The organism is Citrobacter amalonaticus (assembly GCF_018323885.1).
GTDB lineage: Bacteria > Pseudomonadota > Gammaproteobacteria > Enterobacterales > Enterobacteriaceae > Citrobacter_A > Citrobacter_A amalonaticus.
This window is the reverse complement of the sequence record NZ_AP024585.1, coordinates 3,406,127-3,422,663: the sequence shown is the minus strand read 5'-3', so window position 1 is coordinate 3,422,663 and position 16,537 is coordinate 3,406,127. Positions and strand designations below refer to the sequence as shown.

General features: G+C 55.9%; 10 protein-coding genes. All 10 read left to right on the top strand.

Going from position 1 to position 16,537, the window contains the following annotated elements; all coding sequences use genetic code 11:
- Positions 1–127: 127 nt before the first annotated feature.
- Positions 128–5,071: an alpha-2-macroglobulin family protein gene (locus KI228_RS16255; RefSeq protein ID WP_141227624.1), complete on the top strand. Its 4,944-nt coding sequence runs from the start codon at positions 128–130 to the stop codon at positions 5,069–5,071.
- Complete coding sequence (gene pbpC, locus KI228_RS16250) at positions 5,072–7,384, top strand: peptidoglycan glycosyltransferase PbpC (protein ID WP_061069779.1); 2,313 nt, start codon at positions 5,072–5,074, stop codon at positions 7,382–7,384.
- Positions 7,385–7,519: 135 nt separating this feature from the next.
- Positions 7,520–7,951: a nucleoside-diphosphate kinase gene (gene ndk / locus KI228_RS16245; protein ID WP_042999829.1), complete on the top strand. Its 432-nt coding sequence runs from the start codon at positions 7,520–7,522 to the stop codon at positions 7,949–7,951.
- Between the two features lie 159 nt (positions 7,952–8,110).
- A complete protein-coding gene (gene rlmN / locus KI228_RS16240; RefSeq protein ID WP_042999830.1) occupies positions 8,111–9,277 on the top strand; it encodes a dual-specificity RNA methyltransferase RlmN in 1,167 nt (388 codons plus the stop codon).
- 287 nt (positions 9,278–9,564) lie between these two features.
- Entirely contained in the window at positions 9,565–10,557 is a 993-nt protein-coding gene (gene rodZ / locus KI228_RS16235) for a cytoskeleton protein RodZ (protein WP_044327914.1), read from the top strand.
- Between the two features lie 26 nt (positions 10,558–10,583).
- On the top strand, positions 10,584–11,702 hold the full coding sequence (gene ispG / locus KI228_RS16230) for a flavodoxin-dependent (E)-4-hydroxy-3-methylbut-2-enyl-diphosphate synthase (protein ID WP_042999832.1): 1,119 nt from the start codon (positions 10,584–10,586) through the stop codon (positions 11,700–11,702).
- Positions 11,703–11,812: 110 nt separating this feature from the next.
- On the top strand, positions 11,813–13,087 hold the full coding sequence (hisS, locus tag KI228_RS16225; RefSeq protein WP_042999833.1) for a histidine--tRNA ligase: 1,275 nt from the start codon (positions 11,813–11,815) through the stop codon (positions 13,085–13,087).
- Positions 13,088–13,100: 13 nt separating this feature from the next.
- Positions 13,101–13,721: a YfgM family protein gene (locus KI228_RS16220; RefSeq protein ID WP_042999834.1), complete on the top strand. Its 621-nt coding sequence runs from the start codon at positions 13,101–13,103 to the stop codon at positions 13,719–13,721.
- 10 nt (positions 13,722–13,731) lie between these two features.
- Complete coding sequence (bamB, locus tag KI228_RS16215) at positions 13,732–14,910, top strand: outer membrane protein assembly factor BamB (RefSeq protein WP_061069780.1); 1,179 nt, start codon at positions 13,732–13,734, stop codon at positions 14,908–14,910.
- 118 nt (positions 14,911–15,028) lie between these two features.
- The gene (gene der, locus KI228_RS16210; RefSeq protein WP_042999836.1) at positions 15,029–16,501 is read left to right on the top strand and encodes a ribosome biogenesis GTPase Der; all 1,473 of its coding nucleotides are present in this window, start codon (positions 15,029–15,031) and stop codon (positions 16,499–16,501) included.
- The last annotated feature ends 36 nt before the right edge of the window (positions 16,502–16,537 follow it).

Below are 16,537 nucleotides of genomic sequence, written 5' to 3'. Positions count from 1 at the left end.
CGGTGATCCCACATTTCTTAATTAAATTCAGACAAGATGGGAGGGGAAAGAGACTTACACAAAGTGAAATCTCACGCATAATAACGATTCTACGTTGCTAACGGGCCATACTGGCCAGGGATGAAAAATGAAACACATACGCGTAGTCGCCTGCATGCTCATGCTGGCGCTGGCTGGGTGCGACAACAACGATAAAGCTCCGATAGCGGCAAAAAACGACGCTCCCGCCGCACAACCCGCGGCGGAAAAGAAAGCAGAAAAAGATACCGCGCAGTTGCAGAAACTGGCCCGAGAAAGCGAGGGCAAAGCGCTGACGCTGCTGGATGTCTCAGAGGTGCAACTGGACGGTGCATCGACGCTGGTGTTGACCTTTTCCATCCCGTTAGATCCTGAACAGGATTTTGCCCGTCTCGTCCACGTGGTGGATAAAAAAAGCGGCAAAGTCGATGGCGCATGGGAACTGTCGCCGAATCTGAAAGAGCTGCGTTTACGCCACCTGGAACCGAATCGTGACCTGCTGGTGACCATTGAGCGCGATCTCAGGGCGCTGAACAACGCGACCTTCGAAATCAACTATGAGAAAAGCCTCACCACGCGTGATATTCAACCCAGCGTGGGTTTTGCCAGCCGTGGTTCACTGCTGCCGGGGAAAGTGGTGGAAGGGCTGCCCGTGATGGCGCTCAACGTGAACAACGTAGACGTTAACTTTTTCCGCGTGAAACCTGAATCGCTGGCGGCCTTTGTCAGTCAGTGGGAGTACCGGAATTCGATGTCCAACTGGGAGTCCGACAATCTGCTGAAAATGGCGGATTTGGTCTATACCGGTCGCTTTGATCTCAATCCTGCGCGTAACACCCGCGAAAAACTTCTTCTGCCGCTGAGCGAGATTAAGCCGTTGCAGCAGGCCGGTGTCTACGTTGCGGTGATGACCAAAGCCGGGCAGTACGAGTACAGCAACGCCGCAACGTTGTTCACGCTCAGCGACGTCGGCGTATCGGCACATCGCTATCAGAACCGGCTCGATGTGTTTACGCAAAGTCTGGAGAATGGTGCCGCGCAGCAGGGGGTAGATGTCGCTTTGCTGGATGAAAAAGGACAGACCCTGGCGAAAGCGACCAGCGATGCGAAAGGCCATGTACAGCTTGAAAATCACCAGAATGCCGCGCTGTTGCTGGCGCGTAAAGAGGGGCAAACCACGCTGCTGGATCTGAAACTCCCGGCGCTGGATTTAGCAGAGTTCGACATCGCGGGGGATCCCGGCTACAGCAAACAGTTCTTTATGTTTGGCCCGCGCGATCTCTACCGTCCTGGCGAGACGGTGATCCTCAACGGTCTGCTGCGTGACAGCGACGGCAAGACGCTGCCCGATCAGCCAGTGAAGCTGGAGGTCGTTAAACCGGACGGCCAGGTGATTCGTACTGTCGTCAGTCAACCGGATAACGGGTTGTATCACTTTACTTATCCGCTGGACAGCGGTGCGCCAACCGGAATGTGGCACATTCGCGCCAACACGGGCGATAACCAAAGCCAGATGTGGGATTTCCACGTTGAAGATTTCATGCCAGAGCGAATGGCGTTAAATCTCACCAGTCAGGAAACGCCTTTGTCGCCGTCTGATAAGGTGACGTTCTCGGTAGTGGGCTACTACCTCTACGGCGCCCCGGCGAATGGCAATGCGCTGCAAGGGCAGCTGTACCTGCGCCCACTGCGTGATGCCGTGCCGTCACTGCCCGGCTTCCAGTTTGGCAATATTGCCGAGGAGAACCTGTCGCGCAGTCTCGATGAAGTCCAACTGACGCTGGATGAAACCGGGCGTGGTGACATCAGCACCAATAGCGAGTGGCGTGAGACCCACTCACCGTTGCAGGTGATATTGCAGGCCAGCCTGCTGGAGTCCGGTGGTCGTCCTGTTACGCGTCGCGCTGAGCAGGCGATCTGGCCGGCAGACACATTACCGGGTATCCGCCCGCAATTTGCCGTTAAAGCGGTATATGACTACCGCACCGATACTACGGTGAATCAGCCGATTGTTGATGAAGACAGCAACGCCGCTTTTGACATTGTCTATGTCGATGCCCAGGGAGAGAAGAAAGCGGTCTCCGGGTTACAGGTGCGTTTGATTCGTGAGCGTCGCGACTACTACTGGGACTGGCTGGAAAGCGAAGGCTGGCAGTCGCGCTTTGATCAAAAAGATCTGGTGGAAGGTGAGCAGACGCTGGATCTGAAAGCCGATGAAACCGGCAAAGTGACATTCCCGGTCGAATGGGGTGCCTACCGACTGGAAGTGAAAGCGCCAAACGATGCGATCAGTAGCGTCCGTTTCTGGGCAGGTTACAGTTGGCAGGATAACAGTGATGGCAGCGGGGCGGCTCGGCCGGATCGCGTGACATTGAAGCTGGACAAACCGGCCTATCGTCCGGGCGACACCATGAAGCTGCATATTGCAGCACCGGCGGCGGGGAAAGGGTATGCGATGGTAGAATCCAGTGAAGGTCCGCTGTGGTGGCAGGAAATTGATGTCCCGGCGCAGGGGTTGGATCTCTCCATTCCGGTCGATAAATCGTGGAATCGCCACGATCTATACCTGAGCACGCTGGTGGTGCGTCCGGGAGATAAATCTCGTTCTGCAACGCCGAAACGTGCCGTAGGCTTGCTGCATTTACCGCTGGGAGACGAAAACCGACGTCTGGAGCTGGCGCTGGAAAGCCCGGCTAAAATGCGTCCCAACCAGCCATTGACCGTGAAGATCAAGGCCAGCAGTAAAAACGGCGAGACGCCAAAACAGGTTAACGTCCTGGTGTCGGCAGTGGATAGCGGCGTGTTGAACATTACCGATTACGTTACGCCGGATCCGTGGCAGGCCTTCTTTGGACAAAAACGCTACGGCGCGGATATTTATGACATTTATGGTCAGGTGATTGAGGGCCAGGGGCGTCTGGCCGCACTGCGCTTTGGCGGTGATGGCGATGAACTGAAGCGCGGCGGTAAACCGCCGGTCAACCATGTAAATATCGTGGCGCAGCAGGCGCAACCGGTCACGCTCAATGAGCAGGGTGAAGGCAGTGTGACGCTACCGATTGGCGATTTTAACGGCGAGCTGCGCGTGATGGCGCAGGCGTGGACGGCGGATGACTTTGGCAGCAATGAAAGCAAAACTATTGTCGCCGCCCCGGTCATTGCTGAGCTGAATATGCCGCGCTTTATGGCCGGTGGCGATACCTCGCGACTGGTGCTGGACGTGACCAACCTTACCGATCGACCACAGTCACTGAACGTGACGCTGGCCGCCAGCGGACTGATCGAACTGGTCAGCGACCAGCCTGCGCAGGTCAATCTGGAGCCGGGCGTGCGCACGACCTTGTTTGTTCCTGTTCGTGCAAAAGAAGGATTTGGTGATGGTGAGCTGCAGGCGACGTTAAGTGGATTGAACGTGCCGGGAGAAGACATCGGACCGCAGCAAAAGCAGTGGAAAATTGGCGTACGTCCGGCATTCCCGGCGCAAACGGTCAATAACGGCGTGATGCTGCAACCGGGGGAAAGCTGGACCCTTCCTGAAGAAGGGGTGATGAACTTCTCGCCGGTGACGGTACAGGGCCAACTGTTGTTCAGTGGTAAACCGCCGTTAAATCTGGCGCGCTATATTCGCGAACTGAAGGCGTATCCATACGGCTGTCTGGAACAAACCACCAGTGGCCTGTTCCCGTCGCTTTATACCAATGCCGCGCAGCTACAAGCGCTGGGCATCGCGGGTGATACCGACGAGAAGCGTCGTGCGGCAATCGAAACCGGGATTGCCCGCCTGTTACAAATGCAGCGTGATAACGGTGGTTTCGCGCTGTGGGACAAAAATGGTCCGGAAGAGTACTGGCTGACCGCCTATGCGATGGATTTCCTGGTTCGGGCGGGTGAGCAGGGCTATAGCGTTCCAGCGGTGGGGATCAATCAGGGCAATGCGCGCCTTCTGCGATACCTGCAGGATCCGGGAATGATGTCGATTCGCTACTCCAGCGATACGCAGGCAAGCAAATTTGCCGTGCAGGCTTATGCCGCGCTGGTCCTGGCGCGGCAGCAAAAAGCCCCACTTGGCGCGCTACGCGAGATCTGGGAACGGCGCAGTCAGGCGGCATCCGGCTTACCGCTGCTGCAATTAGGTATAGCGTTGAAAACGATGGGGGACGCGAAACGGAGTGACGATGCGGTTGCGCTGGCGCTCTCCACCCCGCGTCACGATGAACGTCAGTGGCTGGCTGATTACGGTAGTCCGCTTCGCGATAACGCCCTGATGCTGGCGCTGCTGGAAGAAAATAACCTTAAGCCGGATGTCCAGAACTCGCTGCTGAACACGCTCTCTGAACAAGCGTTTAGTCAGCGCTGGCTGTCAACGCAGGAGAATAATGCGCTGTTCCTGGCAGCCCGTTCGCTGCAGGATCTACCCGGTACCTGGCAGGCGAAGACTTCTCTTGCGGAGCAACCGCTGACGGGCGATAAAGCACAAACCCGTAATCTGGATGCCGATCAACTTGCGGCGTTGCAGGTGACGAATAACGGTGCTCAACCGATGTGGTTGCGCCTGGACGTGAGCGGCTATCCACAATCGGCTCCGGCACCTGCCAGCAATGTGCTGCAGATTGAGCGTCATATTCTGGGCAGTGACGGGCAGAGCAAATCGCTGGATTCCCTGCGTAGTGGTGAACTTGTTCTGGTCTGGCTGGAAGTGAAAGCCAGTCAGGATGTACCGGATGCGTTGGTGGTGGATCTGCTGCCAGCCGGGCTGGAACTGGAAAACCAGAATCTGGCAAACGGTAGCGCCAGCTTGCAGGACAGCGGCAGCGAGGTGCAAAACCTGCTCAATCAAATGCAGCAGGCAGATATTCAGCACGTTGAGTTTCGGGATGACCGCTTTGTTGCCGCCGTGGCCGTGAATAGTGGACAGCCGGTGACGCTGGTCTATCTGGCGCGAGCGGTGACGCCGGGAACCTATCAGGTGCCGATGCCCATGGTAGAATCGATGTATGTTCCACAATGGCGGGCGACCGGTGTAGCCGGGGACATTCTGATTGTTAAGCCGTAAATGGGGCGATTAACCGGCAAACGCGGCGGTTGGCTTTGGCTGACCGCCGCGTCTGTTTTACTCGTTTGCGCCGTCTGGGTGGCAGATAAAATCTGGCCGCTGCCTTTACGTGAGGTCAATCCGGCGCGAGTGGTCGTGGCCCATGACGGAACGCCACTGTGGCGGTTTGCTGACGCGGATGGCATCTGGCGCTATCCGGTAACGCCTGAAGAGGTCTCTCCGCGTTATCTTGAGGCGCTCATTAACTACGAAGACCGCTGGTTCTGGAAACATCCGGGGGTAAACCCTCTCTCCATTCTTCGTGCCGCCTGGCAGGATCTCTCCTCCGGACGGGTGATTTCTGGCGGCAGTACGCTGACCATGCAGGTAGCGCGATTACTCGATCCACATCCCCGTACTTTTGGCGGTAAGTTTCGCCAGCTCTGGCGCGCTCTGCAGCTCGAATGGCATCTCTCAAAACGCGACATCCTGACGCTGTACCTCAATCGTGCGCCGTTTGGCGGCACGTTGCAGGGAATTGGCGCGGCCAGTTGGGCCTATCTCGGAAAACCTCCGTCACAGCTCAGTTACTCTGAAGCCGCGTTACTGGCGGTATTACCACAGGCGCCGAGTCGACTGCGCCCTGATCGCTGGCCAGAACGGGCAGAAGCTGCGCGCAACAAAGTGCTTGAGCGGATGGCAATGCAGGGGATTTGGTCGCCGCACCAGGTGGAGGAATCACGTGAAGAGCCGGTCTGGCTGACGCCTCGCCAGATGCCGCAACTGGCACCGCTGTTCTCGCGGATGATGTTGGGTAAAAATCAAGGCGACAAAATTGTCACCACCCTGGATGCCGGGCTGCAACGACAGCTGGAAGAACTGGCACAAAACTGGAAGGGCAGGCTGCCAGCGCGAAGTTCGCTGGCGATGATCGTCGTCGATCACACTGACATGAGCGTCCGTGGCTGGGTCGGTTCGGTCGATCTGAATGATGCCACGCGTTTCGGTCATGTGGATATGGTCAAGGCGATTCGATCGCCCGGTTCCGTGCTTAAGCCTTTTGTCTATGGGCTGGCGCTGGATGATGGATTAATCCACCCGGCGTCTTTATTGCAGGATGTACCGCGCCGTAGTGGGGATTATCGTCCTGGTAATTTTGACAGCGGTTTTCATGGCCCTGTCAGTATGAGCGAAGCGCTGGTGCGCTCGCTGAATTTACCTGCGGTACAGGTGCTTGAGGCCTACGGTCCGAAGCGTTTTGCCGCACAATTACGTAATAGTGGACTGCCGCTGTACTTGCCTGCGGGCGCGGCTCCTAATTTGTCGCTTATTTTGGGGGGCGCAGGCTCGCGGCTTGAGGATATGGTCGCGGGGTACAGCGCTTTTGCTCGCCACGGCAAAGCGGGAAAACTGCGTTTGCAGCCGGGCGATCCCCTTGTCGAACGCAGACTGATGTCGCCCGGCGCGGCGTGGATCATCCGGCGTATTTTGGCCGATGAAGCGCAGCCGCTGCCGGATAGCGCGCTTCCCCGGGTGGCCCCGCTGGCGTGGAAAACGGGCACCAGCTATGGTTATCGCGATGCGTGGGCGATTGGTCTCAATGCTCGCTATGTCATCGGTATCTGGACGGGCAGACCGGACGGTACGCCCGTTGCCGGACAGTTCGGTTATGCCAGTGCAATCCCGCTGCTCAATCAGGTAAACAACCTGCTCTTAGCCCGTGGCGCCTCGCTGCCGGAAGATCCGCGCCCGCAGTCGGTCACCCGTAGCGTTGTGTGCTGGCCTGGCGGGCAGTCTCTTCCCCCTGGTGACAGCAATTGTCGGCGTCGTCTGGCCACCTGGCTGCTGGAAGACGTGCAGCCGCCCACGCTGTTGCTGCCGGAGCAGGAAGGGGTGAGCGGTATTCGTTTCCCGATCTGGCTGGATAAGGCAGGCCGACGCGTTGCCGCTGATTGTCCGCAGGCGCAAGAACAAATGCTGATTGTCTGGCCGTTGCCGCTTGAACCGTGGTTGCCCGCCGCTGAGCGTCGCCGTGCGCGCTTGCCGTTATCCTCAACGGTGTGTCCGCCGCACGGGCAGGATCCCGCATTACCACTGTTGCTGTCTGGCGTGCGTGATGGCGCAATCGTCAGACGTTTACCGGGGGCCACAGAGGCGAGCGTAACGCTTCAGAGCAGCGGCGGCACAGGAGAGCGCTGGTGGTTCCTTAATGGCGAACCGCTACAAGAACGTGGGCGCGGTGTCACGTTACGTCTGCGCGAAAAAGGTGACTATCAGCTACTGGCGATGGATGAGAGCGGGCAGGTTGCGACGGTGAGGTTTACGTTGCAGTAGACCAGGTTGACACTTTTTGTTGCTAATGCTCATCTTATTTTAAAAAAATGTTACCTTCATCCATATGCAATAGCCGGGATGCTCTTTATAATCCGCGCCAGGTAAAACACAACAGAACATCTTTCAGAGGTAATCATGGCTATTGAACGTACTTTTTCCATCATCAAGCCAAACGCGGTGGCAAAAAACGTTATTGGTAATATCTTTGCGCGCTTTGAAGCAGCAGGGTTCAAAATCGTCGGTACCAAAATGCTGCACCTGACCGTTGAACAGGCGCGCGGTTTCTATGCTGAGCATGATGGCAAACCGTTCTTTGACGGTCTGGTCGAGTTCATGACCTCTGGTCCTATCGTGGTGTCCGTGCTGGAAGGCGAAAACGCGGTACAGCGTCACCGCGATCTGCTGGGTGCAACCAACCCGGCTAACGCCCTGGCGGGTACGCTGCGTGCCGACTACGCCGACAGCTTCACTGAAAACGGGACTCACGGTTCGGATTCCGTGGAATCCGCCCAGCGCGAAATCGCCTATTTCTTCGGTGAAGGCGAAGTGTGCGCTCGCACTCGCTGATCCCTTCGGGAATAATTTTCGGTAAATGCCGCGTGCAAACGTGGCATCCTTGCGCCAGACTTTGTACAATGCAACGCCCCGGATGAGCACTGCTTACCGGGGCGTTTCTTTTCAACCTCCCATGGGCCATAACGTGTAACAACGAGGCCGGAAAAAATTATGTCTGAATTAGTTAACACTTCCGAAATCATCACCCCCGCGGTTCCTGCGAAAAATGGCAAAATCAACCTGCTGGATCTGAACCGTCAGCAGATGCGCGAATTCTTTAAAGAGATGGGTGAGAAGCCGTTTCGCGCTGACCAGGTGATGAAATGGATGTACCACTATTGCAGCGACAACTTTGATGAGATGACTGACATCAACAAAGTGCTGCGCAACAAGCTCAAAGAGGTGGCGGAAATCCGCGCACCGGAAGTGGTTGAAGAACAGCGCTCCTCCGATGGCACCATCAAATGGGCAATTGCCGTGGGCGATCAGCGCGTCGAAACGGTGTATATCCCGGAAGATGATCGCGCTACGCTGTGCGTCTCTTCGCAGGTGGGTTGTGCGCTGGAATGTAAATTCTGTTCAACCGCACAGCAGGGTTTTAACCGTAACCTGCGCGTTTCTGAAATTATTGGTCAGGTCTGGCGTGCGGCGAAAATTGTTGGCGCGGCGAAAATCACCGGTCAGCGTCCAATCACCAACGTGGTGATGATGGGGATGGGGGAACCGCTGCTCAACCTGACTAACGTTGTGCCAGCCATGGAAATCATGCTTGATGATTTCGGCTTCGGTCTGTCCAAGCGTCGCGTCACGCTGTCGACTTCCGGCGTCGTGCCTGCGCTCGACAAATTAGGTGACATGATTGACGTCGCGCTGGCGATTTCGCTGCACGCGCCGAATGACGACATTCGTGACGAAATTGTACCAATCAACAAAAAGTACAATATCGAAACCTTCCTGGGCGCGGTTCGCCGCTATCTGGAGAAATCCAATGCCAACCAGGGACGCGTCACTATTGAATACGTCATGCTGGATCACGTTAACGATGGCACAGAGCATGCGCATCAACTGGCAGAGTTGCTGAAAGACACGCCTTGTAAAATTAACCTGATCCCATGGAACCCGTTCCCGGGGGCACCTTATGGACGTAGTTCTAATAGCCGTATTGACCGTTTCTCTAAGGTGCTGATGAGCTACGGCTTTACCACCATTGTGCGTAAAACGCGCGGTGATGATATTGACGCTGCCTGCGGACAACTGGCGGGGGATGTGATTGACCGGACTAAACGTACTCTACGTAAGCGTATGCAGGGTGAGGCTATCGACGTTAAAACCGTCTGATGCACATTGCGCTACAGCCGGATTTTTGTGCTGTGGCGCAATGTAATTTGCATGAGGGCCAGGGTTGTACTTGTCCGGTCAATAATAACGGTGCGTTTTTGTCGACTTTAAGGCAGTATGTACGGCGCGACAATAGTTTAGCCCTCAGGCTTAAGCTGTTTTTGTTAAGAGTCAGCAGAGAGGTTTATACTGTTTGACTCAGGTTGACTGAACCGATTTTCGCGGTGTGGGTGGGCATTGTGACTCACCGGCGCCTGAACCCTAATTTTCACCAGCAGCTGTAGCGAATGAATACTGAAGCCACTCACGACCAACATGAAGCACAATCCACCGGCGTTCGCCTACGTAATGCCCGTGAACAACTCGGACTCAGCCAGCAGGCTGTCGCTGAGCGACTTTGCCTGAAGGTATCCACCGTACGCGACATTGAAGACGATAAGGCGCCTGCCGACCTGGCTTCAACGTTCCTGCGCGGATACATTCGCTCTTATGCACGCCTGGTCCATATTCCTGAAGAAGAACTGTTACCGGCTCTGGAGAAACAGGCTCCGGTTCGTGCGGCGAAAGTGGCACCGATGCAGAGCTTCTCATTAGGCAAGCGTCGTAGAAAGCGTGATGGCTGGTTGATGACGTTTACCTGGCTGGTGCTGTTTGTGGTGGTCGGCCTGACGGGCGCATGGTGGTGGCAAAACCACAAAGCGCAACAGGAAGAGATCTCCACGATGGCCGATCAATCCTCTGCTGAGCTGAACGCCAACAGCGAAAACACACAAAGCGTGCCGCTGGACACCAGCGCGACGGCAACTCAGGACAACACGCCAGCGGCAACCGGTCCGGCGGAGACGGTGCAAACGCCTGCGCCGACGACGGCACCTGCGGTTGACCCGCAGCAGAACGCCGTAGTCGCGCCTTCTCAGGCCAACGTTGATACCGCTACAACCTCTCCTGCGACACCGGCAACGCCGGATGGCGCGGCACCGTTGCCGACCAATCAGGCGGGTGTGGAAGCCGCTGCGGATCCAAACGCGCTGGTGATGAACTTTACCGCCGATTGCTGGCTGGAAGTCAGCGATGCGACAGGTAAAAAGCTGTTCAGCGGAATGCAGCGTAAAGATGGTAATTTAAACCTGACCGGTCAGGCACCTTACAAGCTTAAAATTGGCGCGCCGGCTGCGGTGCAGATCCAGTATCAAGGAAAACCTGTCGATCTGAGCCGTTTTATCAGAACTAACCAGGTTGCGCGTCTGACCCTAAATGCCGAACAATCACCGGCGCAGTAATAGACGGGTAACGCGGGAGATTTTTCATGCATAACCAGGCTCCAATTCAACGTAGAAAATCAACGCGAATTTACGTTGGGAATGTGCCGATTGGCGATGGGGCTCCCATCGCCGTCCAGTCGATGACCAACACGCGGACCACGGACGTGGAAGCGACGGTTAATCAGATCAAAGCGCTGGAACGTGTTGGCGCTGACATTGTTCGTGTCTCCGTACCCACGATGGATGCCGCAGAAGCCTTCAAACTGATCAAGCAACAGGTTTCTGTTCCGCTGGTCGCCGACATTCACTTCGACTACCGTATTGCGCTCAAAGTGGCGGAATACGGCGTTGACTGCCTGCGGATTAATCCAGGCAACATCGGCAATGAAGAGCGTATCCGCATGGTGGTGGATTGCGCGCGCGACAAGAATATCCCGATTCGTATCGGTGTTAACGCCGGATCGCTGGAAAAAGATCTACAGGAAAAGTACGGCGAACCCACGCCGCAGGCTTTGCTGGAATCGGCAATGCGCCATGTGGATCATCTCGATCGTCTGAACTTTGATCAGTTCAAGGTCAGCGTAAAAGCGTCTGATGTTTTCCTCGCCGTTGAATCCTATCGCCTGCTGGCGAAGCAAATCGATCAACCACTGCATTTAGGGATCACCGAAGCCGGTGGTGCGCGCAGTGGTGCGGTGAAATCGGCAATCGGTCTTGGCCTGCTGCTGTCCGAAGGGATTGGCGATACGCTGCGCGTTTCGCTGGCTGCCGATCCGGTGGAAGAGATTAAGGTTGGCTTCGATATCCTGAAGTCTCTGCGCATTCGTGCTCGCGGGATAAACTTCATCGCCTGTCCGACCTGCTCGCGTCAGGAGTTTGACGTGATCGGCACGGTCAACGCCCTGGAGCAGCGTCTGGAAGACATCATTACGCCGATGGACGTTTCCATCATTGGCTGTGTCGTTAACGGACCGGGTGAAGCACTAGTTTCGACGCTGGGCGTGACGGGTGGTAACAAAAAAAGCGGCCTCTATGAAGACGGCGTGCGAAAAGATCGTCTGGATAACAGCGATATGATTGACCAGCTTGAAGCCCGTATCCGCGCCAAAGCGACGATGCTCGACGAAGCGCAGCGGATTAACGTGCAGCAGGTTGAAAAATAATAACGTGATGGGAAGCGGCGTGCTTCCCGTGTATGATTGAACCCGCATGGCTCCCGTATCGCTCGGGGAAGCGCTGAGGGTTCATTTTTATATTCAGAAAGAGAATAAACGTGGCAAAAAACATTCAAGCCATTCGCGGCATGAACGATTATCTGCCTGGCGAGACCGCCATCTGGCAGCGCATTGAAGGCACACTCAAAAACGTGCTCGGCAGCTACGGTTACAGTGAAATCCGCTTGCCGATTGTAGAGCAGACCCCGTTATTCAAACGCGCGATCGGCGAAGTGACCGACGTGGTTGAAAAAGAGATGTACACCTTTGAGGACCGCAATGGCGATAGCCTGACGCTGCGTCCGGAAGGCACGGCGGGCTGTGTACGCGCCGGCATCGAGCATGGTCTCCTGTACAATCAGGAACAGCGCCTGTGGTACATCGGGCCGATGTTCCGCCACGAACGTCCGCAGAAAGGGCGCTATCGTCAGTTTCATCAGTTGGGTGTCGAAGCCTTTGGTCTGCAAGGGCCGGATATTGATGCCGAACTGATTATGCTTACCGCGCGCTGGTGGCGTGCGCTGGGTATCGCTGAACATGTCAATCTTGAGCTGAACTCCATCGGATCGCTGGACGCGCGTGCAAACTACCGCGATGCGCTGGTGGCATTCCTGGAGCAGCACGTTGAGAAACTGGACGAAGACTGCAAACGTCGCATGTACTCCAACCCGCTGCGCGTGCTGGATTCAAAAAATCCGGACGTACAGGCGCTGCTCAACGATGCTCCTCAGCTTGGCGACTATCTGGATGACGATTCCCGCGAACACTTTGCTGGCCTGTGCAAACTGCTGGAAGCCGCAGGGATTGCCTACACTGTTAACCAGCGTCTGGTTCGTGGCCTCGACTACTACAACCGCACCGTGTTTGAGTGGGTCACCAGCAGCCTGGGCTCACAGGGCACCGTCTGTGCGGGCGGTCGTTATGACGGACTGGTTGAGCAACTCGGCGGTCGCGCGACGCCGGGAGTGGGCTTTGCAATGGGCCTGGAACGCCTTGTTTTACTGGTTCAGGCAGTTAATCCGGAATTTAAAGCCGATTCTGTTGTCGATATATACCTGGTCGCTTCAGGTGCGGATACGCAGTCTGCGGCAATGACACTGGCTGAGCGCGTGCGTGATGAAATCCCGGGCGTGAAGCTAATGACAAACCACGGCGGCGGCAACTTTAAGAAACAGTTTGCCCGAGCTGATAAATGGGGTGCCCGCGTTGCACTGGTGCTTGGCGAGTCCGAAGTGGCCGCCGGTACTGTTGTAGTGAAGGATTTGCGCTCCGGTGAGCAAACTGAAGTTGCACAGGATAGCGTTGCAACGCATTTGCGCACGTTAATGGCTTAAGGAGAAGGACTGCGTGGAAATTTACGAGAACGAAAACGATCAGGTTGAGGCGATTAAACGCTTCTTTGCCGAGAACGGCAAAGCCCTGGCTGTTGGGGTTATTTTAGGTGTTGGTGCGCTGGTAGGCTGGCGCTACTGGAACAATCATCAGATTGAGTCCGCACGCTCTGCTTCTCTGTCATATCAAACCGTGGTGAGTTCGCTCAGCGCGGGTAAAGCGGAAGACCTGTCAGCCGCAGAGAAATTTGCTGCCGACAATAAGAACACCTACGGCGCGTTAGCGTCGATGGAACTGGCGCAGCAGTTTGTCGATCAGAATCAACTTGAGAAGGCCGCAGCCCAGCTTCAGCAGGGACTGGCCGCCACGAGTGATGAGAATCTTAACGCAGTGATCACGCTGCGTCTTGCTCGCGTTCAGATTCAACTCAAGCAGGCGGATACGGCGCTGAAAACCCTGGAGAGTGTGAAGGGTGAAGGATGGGCGGCGATTGTTGCCGATCTGCGCGGCGAAGCGCTGCTGAGCAAAGGTGATAAACAAGGTGCGCGTAGTGCGTGGGAAGCGGGCGTGAAAAGTAACGCCTCCCCGGCACTGAGCGAAATGATGCAGATGAAAATCAATAATTTGTCCATCTGAGAGGGACCCGATGCAATTGCGTAAATTACTTCTGCCAGGGCTGCTTTCCGTTACCCTGTTGAGCGGCTGTTCACTGTTTAGTGGCGAAGAAGACGTTGTTAAAATGTCCCCATTACCGGTGGTTGAAAATCAGTTTACCCCGTCTACGGCCTGGAGCACGTCTGTAGGTAATGGTATCGGCGATTTCTATTCCAACCTCCACCCGGCGTATGCCGATAACGTGGTCTACGCAGCCGATCGCGCTGGCGTGGTGAAAGCGTTAAATGCTGATGACGGCAAAGAAATCTGGTCGGTGAACCTGGGTGAGAAAGATGGCTGGTTCTCGCGTTCGTCAGCCCAGTTGTCTGGCGGCGTAACGGTTGCAGGCGGTCACGTCTATATCGGCAGCGAAAAAGCGCAGGTTTATGCGCTGAACGCAGCGGACGGTACGGTTACGTGGCAAACCAAAGTGGCTGGCGAAGCGCTTTCCCGTCCGGTAGTCAGTGACGGCATGGTGCTGATTCATACCAGCAACGGTCAGTTGCAGGCACTGAACGAAGCCGATGGCGCCATTAAGTGGACCGTGAACCTGGATATGCCTTCGCTGTCACTGCGTGGCGAATCTGCGCCGGCAACCGCCTTTGGTGCGGCCATTGTCGGTGGCGATAACGGCCGCGTGAGCGCCGTACTGATGCAGCAAGGCCAGATGATTTGGCAGCAGCGTATTTCTCAGGCGACCGGTTCTACAGAGATTGACCGTCTGAGCGATGTGGACACCACTCCGGTCATCGTCAATGGCGTCGTTTACGCCCTGGCTTATAATGGTAACCTGACCGCGCTGGATCTGCGCAGTGGCCAGATCATGTGGAAACGTGAACTGGGCTCGGTGAATGACTTTATCGTCGACGGCAACCGTATCTATCTGGTGGATCAGAATGACCGCGTACTGGCGTTGACGACCGATGGCGGCGTTACGCTGTGGACGCAAAGCGATCTGCTGCACCGTCTGCTGACTTCCCCGGCGTTGTATAATGGCAACCTGGTGGTGGGTGACAGCGAAGGGTATCTGCACTGGCTTAACGTCGAAGATGGCCGTTTTGTGGCTCAGCAGAAAGTAGACAGCTCCGGCTTCCTGACTGAACCGGTCTCAGCCGATGGCAAGCTGCTGATCCAGGCCAAAGACGGTACCGTGTATTCTATTACACGTTAATCGTCCTGGTCGTACGCTTTAAAAAACGGCTCCTGGTGCAGGGGCCGTTTTCCTGTTTTTAACAACGGCGCAAAAATCGCGTCTGTTGTCTGATGATTTTTAAAATGAGGCTTTAAACATGGTACCTGTGGTCGCGCTTGTCGGGCGCCCTAACGTCGGAAAATCCACGTTATTTAACCGTCTAACTCGCACCCGAGATGCGCTGGTGGCGGATTTCCCGGGTCTGACTCGTGACCGTAAGTACGGTCGTGCGGAGATTGAAGGCCGTGAGTTTATCTGCATCGATACCGGCGGGATTGATGGCACCGAAGATGGCGTAGAAACCCGTATGGCGGAACAGTCGCTACTGGCAATTGAAGAGGCGGATGTGGTGCTGTTCATGGTGGATGCGCGCGCTGGCCTGATGCCTGCCGATGAAGCGATCGCCCAGCATTTACGCTCTCGTGAAAAACCGACGTTCCTGGTCGCCAACAAAACGGACGGACTCGATCCGGATCAGGCTATCGTTGATTTCTACTCGCTGGGCCTGGGTGAAATCCATCCGATCGCCGCGTCTCATGGCCGTGGCGTGCTCAGTCTGCTGGAACACGTTCTGCTGCCGTGGATGGACGATGCCGCGCCGCAGGAAGAGGTGGACGAAGACGCCGAATACTGGGCACAGTTTGAAGCTGACGAGAACGGTGAAGAAGAGCCTGAAGATGACTTCAATCCGCAGGATCTGCCGATTAAGCTGGCGATTGTCGGTCGTCCGAACGTCGGTAAGTCCACACTGACTAACCGTATTCTGGGTGAAGACCGCGTGGTCGTTTATGATATGCCGGGCACCACGCGTGACAGTATTTATATCCCGATGGAACGTGATGAGCGCGAATACGTGCTGATCGATACCGCCGGGGTACGTAAACGCGGGAAAATCACCGATGCGGTAGAAAAATTCTCCGTTATCAAGACGTTGCAGGCGATAGAGGACGCTAACGTGGTGTTGCTGGTGATTGATGCCCGCGAAGGTATCTCTGACCAGGATTTGTCGCTGCTGGGCTTTATCCTCAATAGTGGGCGCTCACTTGTCATCGTAGTGAACAAGTGGGATGGCCTGACTCAGGAAGTGAAAGAGCAGGTGAAAGAGACGCTGGACTTCCGTCTGGGCTTTATCGATTTTGCGCGTGTGCATTTTATCTCTGCGTTGCATGGCAGCGGTGTCGGCAACCTGTTTGAATCCGTCCGCGAAGCCTATGACAGCTCCACCCGTCGCGTTAGCACGGCGATGTTGACCCGAATCATGACGATGGCGGTTGAAGATCATCAGCCACCGCTGGTCCGTGGTCGTCGCGTGAAACTGAAATATGCTCATGCGGGGGGCTATAACCCGCCGATTGTGGTGATTCACGGTAACCAGGTCAAAGACCTGCCGGATTCCTATAAGCGCTACCTGATGAACTACTTCCGTAAATCGCTGGAAGTGATGGGGACGCCGATCCGTATTCAGTTTAAAGAGGGCGAGAACCCGTATGCCAACAAGCGCAATACGCTGACCCCGACTCAGATGCGCAAGCGTAAACGTCTGATTAAGCACATCAAAAAAAGCAAATAATTCATTACGCCCTCTCCCGGCGGGGAGGGCGCCATC

Excerpts from the sequence above, each read along its gene's own strand:
- der (WP_042999836.1), top strand. The coding sequence starts at position 15,029 with ATGGTACCTGTGGTCGCGCTTGTCGGGCGCCCTAACGTCGGAAAATCC.
- rlmN (WP_042999830.1), top strand. The coding sequence starts at position 8,111 with ATGTCTGAATTAGTTAACACTTCCGAAATCATCACCCCCGCGGTTCCT.
- bamB (WP_061069780.1), top strand. The coding sequence starts at position 13,732 with ATGCAATTGCGTAAATTACTTCTGCCAGGGCTGCTTTCCGTTACCCTG.
- rodZ (WP_044327914.1), top strand. The coding sequence starts at position 9,565 with ATGAATACTGAAGCCACTCACGACCAACATGAAGCACAATCCACCGGC.
- ispG (WP_042999832.1), top strand. The coding sequence starts at position 10,584 with ATGCATAACCAGGCTCCAATTCAACGTAGAAAATCAACGCGAATTTAC.
- ndk (WP_042999829.1), top strand. The coding sequence starts at position 7,520 with ATGGCTATTGAACGTACTTTTTCCATCATCAAGCCAAACGCGGTGGCA.
- KI228_RS16255 (WP_141227624.1), top strand. The coding sequence starts at position 128 with ATGAAACACATACGCGTAGTCGCCTGCATGCTCATGCTGGCGCTGGCT.
- pbpC (WP_061069779.1), top strand. The coding sequence starts at position 5,072 with ATGGGGCGATTAACCGGCAAACGCGGCGGTTGGCTTTGGCTGACCGCC.